The sequence below is a fragment of the Micromonospora sp. S4605 genome (genome assembly GCF_003176715.1).
Lineage (GTDB): Bacteria > Actinomycetota > Actinomycetes > Mycobacteriales > Micromonosporaceae > Micromonospora > Micromonospora echinaurantiaca.
Window position 1 is genome coordinate 1 of the sequence record NZ_QGSW01000346.1, and the last position, 11,997, is coordinate 11,997.

At 73.7% G+C, this 11,997-nt stretch carries 13 protein-coding genes and 1 pseudogene; 7 read left to right on the plus strand and 7 right to left on the minus strand.

Features of this window, described 5'->3' with window-relative positions; translation table 11 throughout:
• Positions 1-129: 129 nt before the first annotated feature.
• The 3 genes from DLJ47_RS29730 (at position 130) to DLJ47_RS29740 (ending at position 2,250) form a co-directional block, all read left to right on the plus strand.
• Positions 130-1,086, plus strand: a complete 957-nt coding sequence (locus tag DLJ47_RS29730; RefSeq protein WP_109904937.1) for a HAMP domain-containing sensor histidine kinase — start codon at positions 130-132, stop codon at positions 1,084-1,086.
• Positions 1,083-1,730 carry a response regulator gene (locus DLJ47_RS29735; protein ID WP_109904939.1) on the plus strand — a complete coding sequence of 216 codons (648 nt, stop codon included), beginning with the start codon at positions 1,083-1,085 and terminating at the stop codon, positions 1,728-1,730. The genes DLJ47_RS29730 and DLJ47_RS29735 overlap by 4 nt, the downstream gene beginning before the upstream one ends.
• Positions 1,731-1,791: 61 nt before the next feature.
• On the plus strand, positions 1,792-2,250 hold the full coding sequence (locus DLJ47_RS29740) for an Rv0361 family membrane protein (protein ID WP_088993834.1): 459 nt from the start codon (positions 1,792-1,794) through the stop codon (positions 2,248-2,250).
• A 43-nt stretch (positions 2,251-2,293) separates the two neighbouring features.
• Here DLJ47_RS29740 and DLJ47_RS29745 read toward each other — a convergent pair whose 3' ends face one another.
• From DLJ47_RS29745 to DLJ47_RS29760, 4 genes are all read right to left on the minus strand, one after another.
• The gene (locus DLJ47_RS29745; RefSeq protein ID WP_109904941.1) at positions 2,294-3,007 is read right to left on the minus strand and encodes a thymidine kinase; all 714 of its coding nucleotides are present in this window, start codon (positions 3,005-3,007) and stop codon (positions 2,294-2,296) included.
• Between the two features lie 48 nt (positions 3,008-3,055).
• Entirely contained in the window at positions 3,056-4,450 is a 1,395-nt protein-coding gene (locus DLJ47_RS29750; protein WP_109904943.1) for an MFS transporter, read from the minus strand.
• 17 nt (positions 4,451-4,467) lie between these two features.
• A complete protein-coding gene (locus DLJ47_RS29755; protein ID WP_109904945.1) occupies positions 4,468-5,235 on the minus strand; it encodes a glycerophosphodiester phosphodiesterase in 768 nt (255 codons plus the stop codon).
• A gap of 76 nt (positions 5,236-5,311) precedes the next feature.
• On the minus strand, positions 5,312-6,088 hold the full coding sequence (locus tag DLJ47_RS29760; protein WP_109904947.1) for a lysophospholipid acyltransferase family protein: 777 nt from the start codon (positions 6,086-6,088) through the stop codon (positions 5,312-5,314).
• 209 nt (positions 6,089-6,297) lie between these two features.
• Between DLJ47_RS29760 and DLJ47_RS29765 the strand changes: the two genes are divergently transcribed.
• From DLJ47_RS29765 to DLJ47_RS29780, 4 genes are all read left to right on the plus strand, one after another.
• The gene (locus tag DLJ47_RS29765; protein ID WP_199236059.1) at positions 6,298-7,713 is read left to right on the plus strand and encodes a cytochrome ubiquinol oxidase subunit I; all 1,416 of its coding nucleotides are present in this window, start codon (positions 6,298-6,300) and stop codon (positions 7,711-7,713) included.
• A gap of 15 nt (positions 7,714-7,728) precedes the next feature.
• Positions 7,729-8,727: a cytochrome d ubiquinol oxidase subunit II gene (gene cydB / locus DLJ47_RS29770; RefSeq protein WP_109904951.1), complete on the plus strand. Its 999-nt coding sequence runs from the start codon at positions 7,729-7,731 to the stop codon at positions 8,725-8,727.
• A gap of 70 nt (positions 8,728-8,797) precedes the next feature.
• A complete protein-coding gene (locus tag DLJ47_RS29775; protein WP_233258086.1) occupies positions 8,798-9,835 on the plus strand; it encodes an NAD(P)H-dependent flavin oxidoreductase in 1,038 nt (345 codons plus the stop codon).
• A gap of 86 nt (positions 9,836-9,921) precedes the next feature.
• A complete protein-coding gene (locus tag DLJ47_RS29780; RefSeq protein ID WP_109904953.1) occupies positions 9,922-10,383 on the plus strand; it encodes a MarR family winged helix-turn-helix transcriptional regulator in 462 nt (153 codons plus the stop codon).
• 61 nt (positions 10,384-10,444) lie between these two features.
• On the opposite strand, the gene DLJ47_RS29785 is transcribed toward DLJ47_RS29780, so the two are convergent.
• The 3 genes and pseudogenes from DLJ47_RS29785 to DLJ47_RS29795 all read right to left on the minus strand — a co-directional run.
• Complete coding sequence (locus tag DLJ47_RS29785; protein WP_109904955.1) at positions 10,445-11,137, minus strand: hypothetical protein; 693 nt, start codon at positions 11,135-11,137, stop codon at positions 10,445-10,447.
• Positions 11,138-11,211: 74 nt separating this feature from the next.
• The gene (locus tag DLJ47_RS29790) at positions 11,212-11,667 is read right to left on the minus strand and encodes a peroxiredoxin (protein WP_274703366.1); all 456 of its coding nucleotides are present in this window, start codon (positions 11,665-11,667) and stop codon (positions 11,212-11,214) included.
• Between the two features lie 42 nt (positions 11,668-11,709).
• A pseudogene (locus DLJ47_RS29795) lies at positions 11,710-11,997 on the minus strand (patatin-like phospholipase family protein); the annotation flags it as partial.

Sequence of the window (11,997 nt, forward strand, 5' to 3'; positions counted from 1 at the left end):
GGCCAGCGCGGGCAAATGGGTGTGGCCACGCATTTACACCGGCCGCCGACGCCGGACAGGCTGGCAAGACGGTTCCCGACCGCGGACGCGGTCCGGGCGGCGGCGAGTCGGGGGAAGGAGGGCGTACGGGTGTCGCTGTTCTGGCGGATCTTCCTGCTCAACGCCGCCGTGCTGGTCACCGCCACGCTGCTGCTGCTCGGCCCGGTCACCGTCTCCACCCCGGTGCTGCTCACCGAGGCCGTGGTGCTGACCGTGGGGCTCATCGCGATGCTGGTCGCCAACGCCGCGCTGCTGCGGGTGGGCCTGGCGCCGCTGCGGCGGCTGGCCCGGGCGATGGCCACCATCGACCTGCTGCAGCCCGAGCCGCGCCTGGTGCCCGGCGGTCCCGGCGGCACCGCCGAGCTGATCCACGCCTTCAACGCCATGATCGACCGGCTGGAGGCGGAGCGGGCGGCCAGCGCCGCTGCCGCGCTCTCCGCCCAGGAGGCCGAACGGCGCCGGGTCGCCCAGGAGCTGCACGACGAGGTCGGCCAGACGTTGACCGCGGTGCTGCTCGAACTCAAACAGGTGGCCCGGCACGCCCCCGACCCGCTGCGCGGGCAGCTGGCCCAGGTGCAGGAGACCACCCGCGACAGCCTCGACGAGATCCGCCGCATCGCCCGCCGGCTGCGCCCGGGGGTGCTGGAGGAGCTGGGGCTGGTCAGCGCGCTGAAGGCGCTGGTCAGCGAGATCACCGGGCACACCGACCTGACCGTGGAGCAGCAGCTCGCCGCGGACCTGCCGGCCCTCGGCAGCGAGGCGGAGCTGGTGCTCTACCGGGTCGCCCAGGAGGCGCTGACCAACACCGTCCGGCACGGCAAGGCCACCACGGTGGAGCTGTCGCTGCAGCGCCGTACCGGGGCCGTGCGGTTGCGGGTCCGTGACGACGGGCGGGGCATCGGCGCCGCCGCGGAGGGCACCGGCATCCGGGGCATGCGCGAGCGGGCCCTGCTGATCGGCGCCCAGCTGAGCGTGGGCCCGGCGCCGGGCGGCGGCACCGAGGTGCGGTTGACCGTCCCGGTGGCCGAGCGGGACGGTGGCTCGTGACCACCCGGATCCTGCTCGCCGACGACCACGCGCTGGTCCGCCGGGGCGTGCGGCTGATACTCGACAGCGAGCCGGACCTGACCGTGGTGGCGGAGGCCGGTGACGGGGCGGAGGCGTTGAGCCTGGCCGCCACCGAGCGCCCCGACCTGGTCATCCTGGACATCGCCATGCCCCGGATGACCGGTCTGCAGGCCGCCCGGGAACTGGCCCGCCAGCAGCCCGACCTGCGCATCCTGATCCTGACCATGTACGACAACGAGCAGTACTTCTTCGAGGCGCTGAAGGCCGGCGCGAACGGCTACGTGCTCAAGTCCGTCGCCGACCGGGACCTGGTGGAGGCGTGCCGGGCGGCCATGCGCGACGAGCCGTTCCTCTACCCGGGCGCGGTCAACGCGCTGATCCGCAACTTCCTAGAGCGCAGCGCGCAGGGCGCCGAACCGCCGGCCCGGGCCATCACCGAGCGCGAGGAGGAGATCCTCAAGCTGGTCGCCGAGGGCCACTCCTCGAAGGAGATCGCCCGGCTGCTGTTCATCAGTGTCAAGACCGTGGAACGGCACCGGGCGAACCTGTTGCAGAAGCTCGGTCTGCGCGACCGGCTGGAGCTGACCCGCTACGCCATCCGGGCGGGCCTGATCGAACCGTGAGGCACGCCGACGGGCGACTTTCCCACGCGCGGCCGGCGATGATTCTCTACCGTCGACAGATGTGGGCGCTGAGCAGCGGTGGAGCCGGCCGGCGCGGCGGCGCCGCCCGCTGCGCGCCGGGCTGGTCTTCGCCGGTATGGGCGTGGCCCTGTGCTGCGTCGGGGTGGCCGGGCTGGGCGCCTGGAACGTGCAGGTGGTGACCCGGGCCAGCGGGCCGGTACGGGAGACCGCCGACGGGTTCCTGCGGCAGGTGACCGCGGGCGACACCGACGGGGCGTACGAGCGGTTGTGCGCCGACGCGCGTACCCGGTGGAGCGAGATCGGCTTCACCAGCTGGGTGCGTACGCCGCCGGTGGTCAGCGACTACGAGATCGTCGACGTGTCGGTGGCCACCCGGCGGGGTCGCCCGCACGGCACGGTGTCGGTGCGGCTGACCCGCGACAGCGGCGCCACCGAGGAGCGGACGCTGTCCGTGGTGAACGAGGACGGTGGCTGGCGGGTCTGCGGCGACCCGTACTGAGCAGCGGCGGGCGGTGGCCGGACCGGTCAGTGGCGTGGGCCGGTCAGTGGCGTGGGCCGAGGTCGCCGGCGCGGTAGTGCCGCCGGCAGAGCACCTGGTAGCGCACCTCGGCGGTGTCGACGGTGTCACCGATGACGACCTGCGCGCCCTCGCGCACCACCCGGCCGCCGACCACCCGGGCGTTGAGCAGCCCTTCCCGGCCGCACCAGCAGAGCACCTCGACCTGGATGCGGGCCACCTCGTCGGCCAGTTCGAACAGCCGCTGCGCGGCGGGGAACAGGCAGGAGCGGAAGTCGGTGGCGAGGCCGAAGGCGTACACGTCGACGTCGTAGCTGTCGACGAGTTCGGCCATCTGCTCGACGTGCTCGACGCTGTAGAAGCTGGCCTCATCGCAGATGAGGTAGTCGACCCGGACCCCCTCGGCCCAGGTGTCGCGCACCAGCGCGCGCAGGTCGAGGTCGTCGGTGACCTCGATCGCGTCGTGGGTCAGGCCGATGCGGGTGGTGACCCGCGGGCCCAACGAGCGGTCGATGCGGGTGGTGACCAGGCCGCGGCGGCCCTGCCGGGAGTGGTTGTAGTTCATCTGCAGGGCCATCGTGGACTTTCCGCAGTCCATCGGCCCCCAGAAGAACTTCAACGCCGCCGCGTGCAGTGGCCGTCCGTCCACCCCGCGCGCCGCCGCGCAGCCCGCTGGCGTGTCGTGCGGGCCGGGCAGCGGGCGGGCCAGGCAGGTCAGGGCGGCGGCGTCGTCGGTCACGGTCGGGCAGCCTAACCGATCGACCCGATCGGATCCGGAGGGTGCCGGTCAGAGCACCCGCGGCGGAGTGTTCCCGGCGGCCACGATGGCCCGGCGGATCGGCACGGCCAGCAGCAGCAGGAACCCGACGACGAAGAAGATCAGCAGGGAGACCAGGCCCACCCGGTAGGAGGAGGTGAGCTGGAAGACCAGGCCGAACGCGAGCGGACCGAGCCAGCTGGTGCCCTTGTCGCTGATCTCGTAGAAGCCGTAGTACTCGCCTTCCTTGCCGGCGGGGATGAGCTGGCTGAACAGCGACCGGCTCAGCGCCTGGCTGCCGCCGAGCACCAGGCCGATGGCGGCGCCGAGGACCATGAACGGCAGCGGCGCCTCGGCCGGCAGCCGGAACGCGGCGACGATCACACCGGTCCAGAGCACCAGGCTCAGCAGCACGGTCTTCCAGGCGCCGATGCGGCGGGCCAGGGCACCCAGGCTGAGCGCGCCGCCGAAGGCGAGGAACTGCACCAGCAGGATGGTGGTGATCAAAGTGCTCTGCCCCAGCCGCAGCTCCTCGGTGCCGTACTGGCTGGCCAGGGTGATGACGGTCTGGATGCCGTCGTTGTAGACCAGGAAGGCGAGCAGGAAGAACAGCGTCAGCGGGTACGCCTTGATCTCGCGCAGGGTGCGGCCGAGCTGGCGGAACCCGTCGGTGAACACGTTGCCACCGGCGCCGGCCAGCGCCGCGGCGGTGGGCCGCTCGCGCAGCCAGCGCAGCGGCACCAGGGTGAACAGCGCCCACCACACGCCGGCCGACACGATGGACCAGCGGGCCAGGTCCAGCGTGCGCTGCGGGTTGCCGTCCTCGCTGAGCAGGGTGACCGCTACCAGGTTGCCGGCCAGCAACAACCCGCCGCCGAGGTAGCCCAGCGCCCAGCCGCGGCTGGAGATGCCGTCGCGTTCGTCGGGTCCGCCGAGCTGCGGCAGGAACGAGTTGTAGACCACGATGGCGGCGCCGAAGCTGATGTTGGCGATCAGGAACAGCGCCCCGCCGAGCAGGTAGCGGTCGCCGGTGACGAAGGCCATCGCCACGGTCGCCCCGGCGCCGGTGAACGCGGCCCCGCCCAGCAGCCGCTTCTTGTGCAGGGACCGGTCGGCGATCGCGCCCATCACCGGCAGCACGAAAACGGTGAGGAACACCGACAGCGAGATCAGGTACGGGTAGTACGAGCCGGCGGCGACCTTGATGCCCAGCGGGTAGACGAACCCGTCGCAGCTGTCCGCGCCGAGTTCGCAGCCGGCGGCCAGTTCGGTGACGGTGGTCAGGAACGGGCCGAGGAACACCGTGATGACGGTGGTCTGGAAGGCGGAGTTGGCCCAGTCGTAGACGTACCAGCCGGTGCGTTCCCGGCGGGTGCTCGCCGGGGCGGGGGCGTCGCCCACGGTGGGGGTGGCGGTCTCGGCCATCGGTTCCTCGTCGGGGGTCAGGCGGCCCAGTGGCCGCGGCTGCGGTAGACGTCGCGCAGCACGCCGACGTGATCGGTCATGATGCCATCCACTCCAAGATCAAGTAACTCGTGCATCTCGGTGGGTTCGTCGATCGTCCAGACGTGCACCTGCAGGCCGAGGCGGTGGGCGAAGCGCAGGAACCGTCGGTCCACCACGCGGAGGCGCCCGTAGCGCACCGGCACCTGCGCGGCGACCACGGACGGCGGCAGCCGCAGCGGCCGGCCGTGCAGCGAGGCCATCCGCAGCCGGGCCACCCCGCGCATGCCGAGGCCGGTGGCGACCCGGCCCTCGGTGAGCGCGCGCAGCCGGGCCAGCCGGGCGTCGCTGAACGAGGCGAGCAGCACCCGGTCGCCGGCGCCGGCCCGCGCCACGGTGGCCACGGTCGGGTCGACGCCGCCGTCGGCCTTGACGTCGATGTTGAACCGGACCTGCGGCCAGGCGTCGAGCACCTGGTCGAGGCGGGGCACCACGGCGGCGCCACCGACCCGTACCGAGGCGAGATCGGCCCAGCGCAGCGCGGCGATGCGCCCCCGCTCGCCGGTGACCCGCTCCAGCGTCGGGTCGTGGAAGATCACCGCCACGCCGTCGGCGGTGGCGTGCACGTCGGTCTCCACGTACCGGTAGCCGAGGCCGATCGCGCGGGCGAACGCCTCGGTGGTGTTCTCGGCGCCCTCGGCGGCCCCGCCGCGGTGGGCGAACGCCAGCGGCGCGGGCGCGTCCAGGTAGGGGTGGGCGGTCAGCACGCAGCGCAGTATGCCGGCACCGGATGACCCGCGGGTGACCGGGCGGCGGCAGCCCGCCCTCGCCGCGCCGAGCCGGTCAGGCCGGGGGGCGGCGGCGGTGGGAGCGGCTGGTGTCGGCCGGGCGGCCGGGATCGACGTACCGGGGTCGGTCGGGTTCGTCGGGACGCAGCGGGACCAGCTCGTCGGTGAGCGCGTCGATGATCCGGTCGGTGGCCCGCCGGGCCGCTCCGGGGACGCCGTGGGCGAGGTCGATCAGCTCGACCGGCCGGCCGAAATGCACCCGGATCACCGGGCGGCGCAGCACGGACCGGGCGATCCCGCGCAGCAGCCCCTTCGGAGCACGGTAGGGCAGCACCTCGTGCGCGCCCCACTGGGCCACCGGGATCACCGGGGCGCCGCAGGCCAGCGCGAGCCGGGCGGTGCCAGTCTTGCCGCGTTCGGGCCACATGCCGGGGTCCAGGCCGATCCGCCCCTCGGGGTAGACCAGGATCACCGAGCCGCCGGCGACCGCCGCCGCCGCGTCGTCGAGGGCCTGGTGCACGGCGCTGCTGCCCCGCTCGACGCGGATGTGCCCGGCGCGGCGCATCGCGGCCCCGACGACGGGCGCGCGGAACAGCCCGCCGGTGGCCATGATCCGGGGGGCGACGCCGGCCGCCCGGCAGGCGGCGGCCATCACCACCGGGTCGAACGGGCTGATGTGGTTGGCGGCCAGGATCAGCGGCCCGCGCCGCAGCTGCGCCGGCACGCTCCCGGTGACCTCCAGGCGGGCCAGCAGGGCGACGACGACACGGGCGAGCAGCTGGGCGGCGCGCCAGATCAGCGGCGGCTGCCAGGGGGAGCGGGCGGTGTCCATCAGCGCGCAATGGTCGCACGGTCGGTCCCGCCGCCGGGGGCCAGGGCGGGCCGCGCCGCGCCGGACGGGGTGGTGACCAGGGGCCGGCCGGCCGGGGTGATCAAGGTCATTGGTCCCGGTCCGGTTCGGGACCCCCGGCCCTGCCGATTCGTCTACGACCCGCAGTAGTATTTACTACGTCTCGTAGTATGACAGCCTGGGGGTTGCAGGTGGACGCGTTGGACGTCGCCCGCTGGCAGTTCGGTGTCACCACCGTCTACCACTTTCTCTTCGTACCGCTGACCATCGGCCTGTCCGTGCTGGTCGCCATCCTGCAGACGCTGTGGCACCGCACGGGCAACGAGAAGTACCTGAAGCTGACCAAGTTCTACGGCAAGCTCTTCCTGATCAACTTCGCGATGGGCGTGGTCACCGGCATCGTGCAGGAGTTCCAGTTCGGCATGAACTGGAGCGACTACTCGCGCTTCGTCGGCGACATCTTCGGCGCCCCGCTCGCGATCGAGGCGCTGGTCGCCTTCTTCCTGGAGTCCACCTTCATCGGCCTGTGGATCTTCGGCTGGGACCGGCTGCCCAAGCGGCTGCACCTGGCGGCCATCTGGGCCGCCGCGATCGGCACCAACCTGTCGGCGTACTTCATCCTGGCCGCGAACTCGTTCATGCAGAACCCGGTCGGCTACCGGATCAACCCGGAGACCGGCCGCGCCGAACTCACCGACTTCCTCGCGGTGCTGACCAACAAGGTCGCCCTGGTCACCTTCCCGCACACCATCGCCGGGGCGTTCCTGGTCGCCGGGTCACTGCTGGTCGCGGTGGCGCTGTGGCACCTGATCCGCAACCGCGACTCGGCCGACACCCCGGCCTACCGGTTCGCCGCCAAGTTCGGCTCCTGGGTCACCCTGATCGCCACCGCCGGCGTGGTCATCACCGGCGACATCCAGGGCAAGATCATGACCGAGGTGCAGCCGATGAAGATGGCCGCCGCCGAGGGCCTCTACACCACCGAGAGCCCCGCCTCCTTCTCCGTGCTCACCGTGGGCAGCCTCGACGGCAGCCGGGAACTGTTCGCCATCAAGATCCCGTACCTGCTGTCCTGGCTCGGCACCGGCGACCCGAACGGCACCGTGCACGGCATCAACGACCTGCAGGCCCAGTACGCCGCCCAGTACGGCGCCGGCAGCTACACCCCGATCATCCCGGTCACCTACTGGAGCTTCCGCTTCATGATCGCCTTCGGCCTGGCCGCCGCCGCGATCGCGCTGCTGGTGCTCTGGAGCCAGCGCAAGGGCCGCACCCCGACCAGCAGGTGGCTGCTGCGCGCCGGCCTGGCCATGCCGCTGCTGCCCCTGGTCGCCAACTCGTTCGGCTGGATCTTCACCGAGATGGGCCGCCAGCCGTGGATCGTCTTCGGCGAGATGCTCACCCGCGACGGCGTCTCCCGCAGCGTCTCGCTGACCGAGGTGCTCACCTCGTTCACCGCGTTCACCCTGATCTACGCCACCCTCGCGGTGATCGAGGTCAAGCTGCTGCTGCGCTACGCCAAGGCCGGCGTACCGGACCTCACCCCGGCACCCGAGATCGACGACAGCCACGACGACGCCGAGCGCCCGCTCGCCTTCGCCTACTGACCACCGGAGACCACCGTGGAACTCACGACCATCTGGTTCCTGCTCGTCGCCGTCCTGTTCACCGGCTACTTCATCCTGGAGGGCTTCGACTTCGGCGTCGGCATGCTGCTGCCCGTGCTCGGCCGCGACGACCGGGAACGCCGCGTCCTGATCAACACCATCGGGCCGGTGTGGGACGGCAACGAGGTGTGGCTGATCACCGCCGGTGGCGCCATGTTCGCCGCCTTCCCCGAGTGGTACGCCACCCTCTTCTCCGGCTTCTACCTGCCGCTGCTGCTGATCCTGCTCGCGCTGATCGCCCGCGGCGTCGCCTTCGAGTACCGGCACAAGCGCCCCGAGCCGTCCTGGAAGCGGCGCTGGGACGCGGCGATCTTCTTCGGCTCGCTGGTGCCGGCGGTGCTGTGGGGGGTGGCCTTCGCCAACATCCTGCGCGGCGTGCCGCTGGACGCCGACCACGAGTACGTCGGCGGCCTGCTCGACCTGCTCCACCCGTACGCCCTGCTCGGCGGCGCCACCACCGCGGCGCTGTTCCTCACCCACGGCGCGGTGTTCATCGCGCTGAAGACCGTCGGTGAGGTGCGCGAGCGGGCCGGCGCCCTCGCGGTGCGCCTCGGCGTCGGCACCGCGCTGCTGGCGGTGGCCTTCCTGACCTGGACGCTGAGCATCCGCTCCAGCGCGGCCGCCGTCGTGCTCGCCGTCGCCGCGGCGCTCGCCCTGCTCGGTGGTCTCGCCGCCGCCCGGGTACGCCGGGAGGGCTGGGCGTTCACCGGCACCGCGGTGGCCATCGGCCTGGCCGTGGCGACCCTGTTCGCGGCGCTGTTCCCGAACGTGCTGCCGTCCACCCTGGACGCGGCCGGCACGCTGACCGCCAGCAACGCCGCCTCCACCCCCTACACCCTGAAGATCATGACCTGGGTGGCGGTGGTGTTCACCCCGATCGTGCTGGCCTACCAGGGCTGGACGTACTGGGTGTTCCGCAAGCGGATCGGCGTCGCGCACATCCCGCAGCACTGACACCTCCCCGGCCGCGCCGGCCCGCCCACTCCCCGGGGCGGGCCGGCCGACGCGCGGCTAGGGTGAGCCGGTGACCGGTGAACCCTGGCGTGCCCTGTTCGCCAGCGCGACGCCGCTGGTCGGCGCCCCGATGGCCGGCGGCGCCACCACCCCCGCGCTGGTGCGGGCGGTCACCACGGCCGGCGGTTTCGGGTTCCTCGCCGCCGGCTACCGCACCGCCGAGGCGGTCGCCGCGGACCTGGCCGACCTGCGCGCCACCGGCACCCCGTGTGGGGTGAACCTGTTCGTGCCCGGCCCCCGCGAGATCGACGAGGCCACCTTCCGCGCCTACGCCCACCGCATCGCCGCCGAGGCCGAGCCGTACGGCCTCGACCTGACCGCCGCGGCACCGGTGCACGACGACGACCACTGGGCCGACAAGATCGACCTGCTGCTCGCCGACCCGGTGCCGGTGGTCAGCTTCACCTTCGGGCTGCCCGACCCGGCGGCCGTGGCCGCGCTGCGCCGCGCCGGCACCCGGGTGCTGGTCACCGTGACCTCCGCCGACGAGGCACGCGCCGCCCGCGACCTCGGCGTCGACGGGCTCGTCGCCCAGGGCACCGAGGCCGGCGGGCACAGCGGCACCCACACCCCCCGCCGGCCCGCCCCGCCCGTCTCCACCGGCCCGCTGGTACGCGCCGCGGCCGCGGCGACCGGCCTGCCCGTGCTGGCCACCGGCGGCGTGGCCGGCCCCGACGACGTGCGCGACCTGCTCGCCGCCGGCGCGGCCGCGGTGGCGGTCGGCACGCTGCTGCTGCGAACCGACGAGAGCGGCGCCAGCCGCACCCACCGCGACGCGCTGGCCGACCCGGCCCGCACCGGCACCGTCCTCACCTGCGCGTTCACCGGACGGCCGGCGCGCGGGCTGCGCAACGCCTTCATCGACCGGTACGAGCCGCACGCGCCGCTCGGCTACCCGGAGCTGCACCACCTGACCCGGGCGATGCGGGCGGCGGCCGCCGCGGCCGGGCACCCGGAGCGGGTGCACCTGTGGGCCGGCACCGGCTACCGGCAGGCCACCACCGGCCCGGCCGCCGCCGTCGTCGAGCGGCTGACCGCGGCACTCTGACCGGCGACCGGTCAGGTCACGTCCGCGGGGAGCGCCGACGGCAGCGGGTTCGTGGGTCCGGCCAACAATCCGGTTAGGCTCACCCCATGGACCACACCGGCGAGTCGGAAACGCCCACCCGACTGCGTACCACCCCGAGCTGGCTGCTCACCCAGACCGCCGCCCACGCCGGCCGGCTGGTCAGCGAGGGCTTCGGCGGCATCGGCGCCCGCGGCTACCACTACCGGATCCTCGCCGCGCTCGACGAGTTCGGCCCGGCCAGCCAGGCCGACCTGGGCCGGCGCGGCGGCATCGACCGCAGCGACGTCGTCGCCACCGTCAACGAACTCGCCGCCAAAGACCTCGTCGTGCGCGCGCCCGACCCCGCCGACCGGCGCCGCAACGTCATCACCATCACCCCGGCCGGGCAACGTGAGCTGCGCCGGATGGGGGAGACCCTCGCCGCCGTCCAGGACACCCTGCTCGCCCCGCTCACCGCCACCGAACGCGGCCAGCTCACCCGGCTGCTCGGCAAGCTGCTCACCCACCACCGGCAGCGCCGCCCCTGACCGGCGAAAACGGCGGCGGGACGGGCGGCGCCACCGCCACCCGCCCCGCCGCCGCGTCGCCTCAGTGCGCCTCGCGCAGCTCCGCCAGCCGGGCCTCGATCTCCGCCAGCTCGGCGCGCAGCTTCTCGGCCTGCTGCTCGGCCTCGGCCCGCTCGGCGGCCAGGATCTGCTCCACCGCCTCGTGCACCCCCGGCACGTCCACCAGCGCCACCATCCGCAGCGCCTCCGCCGGCTTCACCACGTACGGCTTCGCCAGCGCCTTGCTGCCCTGCTGCGCCGCCACCGTCCACTCGCCGTCGGCGTACGCCAGGGTCACCGTCAACCCGGCCGGGCCCTTCGGCTTCGCCGCCTTGCCCGCCCGGCGCGCCGGCTTGGCCGCCTCCACCGTCTGCACGCTCGACTCCTCCCGCCGCGCCGGCCGCGGCGCCGGCACCCGGTCCAACACGAACTCCGGCTCCGCCGGCGCGGCCGGCGGCTCCGGCTCGGGCTGCGGCTCCGCCGCCGCCTTGCGCCCGGCGCCGCGTGGCGCCACCGCCACGTCCGCCGGGGAGAACGGCAACTCGTCGCGGCCGAACCGCACCACCACGAACTCCTCCGAGGCCGCCGGGTCGGTCAGCTCCACCACCTGACCGACCTGCCCGGCGATCTGCCCCGCCGCGGCGGTGAACACCACCTTCGGCTTACGGCCGGCCGCCAACGCCTCCCGGAAGCTGCGCACATCGTCGTCGGACAACCCCTGGCCAGCGGCACCCATCAGCAACCTCTTCCGTACACCTGTTTGATGCCTGCCTTGATACCAGCCGGCTGCGACAGCGCCGCGGCGGGGGATCACCCACCCAGCGCCCGCAACGCCCGGTCCGCGTGCCCGGTCATGCTCAGCTCACTGTGGACCACCTCGATCAGCCGGCGGTCGGTGCCGATCACGAACGTCACCCGCCGGGTGCTCAACGCGCCCAGCGGCAACCGCCGCCGCACCCCGAACCGCTCGGCCACCGCGCCGTCGGCATCCGACAGCAGCGGATAGTCGAACCCGTGCAGCCGGGCGAACTCCGCCTGCCTGGCCACCGGGTCGCGGCTGATCCCCACCCGCTGCGCGCCGAGCGCCGCGAACTCCGCCGCCAGGTCCCGGAAGTGGCAACTCTCGGCGGTGCAGCCGCGGGTCATCGCCGCCGGGTAGAAGAACAGCACCACCGGACCCGCCGCCAGCAGCTCCGACAACCGCCGCACCGTGCCCGTCTGGTCCGGCAGCGCGAAGTCCGCCACCACGTCCCCGACACCCAGCACCGCGCACCTCCACCCTCGACACCGACGCGGCGAGCGTAGAGGTCAACCCCACACCGCGGCCACCTCGTCGCGCACCGCCGCCGCCTGCGCCCGACCGGCCCGCGCCGCCGCCGCCCGCCGCGCCGGGTCCAGCACGTTGCGCCCGATGGCCGCCCGCGCCGCCGCGTCCGGCGCCACCACCGCCACCTGAGACCCCGCCGCCCGCAACGCCGCCACCTGCGCCGACAACCGGGGCATCGGCCCGAACGCCGCCGCCGTCGGCGCCAGCACCACCACCCGCTGCGCGCCCCGGGCCAGGTCCGCGTTCACCGCCGAGCGCATCCCACCGTC

What these genes read in the sequence shown, in the direction of transcription:
- DLJ47_RS29760 (WP_109904947.1), bottom strand. Translation starts at nt 6,088, where the DNA reads ATGGACACCGCCCGCTCCCCCTGGCAGCCGCCGCTGATCTGGCGCGCC.
- DLJ47_RS29780 (WP_109904953.1), top strand. Translation starts at nt 9,922, where the DNA reads ATGGACCACACCGGCGAGTCGGAAACGCCCACCCGACTGCGTACCACC.
- DLJ47_RS29750 (WP_109904943.1), bottom strand. Translation starts at nt 4,450, where the DNA reads ATGGCCGAGACCGCCACCCCCACCGTGGGCGACGCCCCCGCCCCGGCG.
- DLJ47_RS29785 (WP_109904955.1), bottom strand. Translation starts at nt 11,137, where the DNA reads ATGGGTGCCGCTGGCCAGGGGTTGTCCGACGACGATGTGCGCAGCTTC.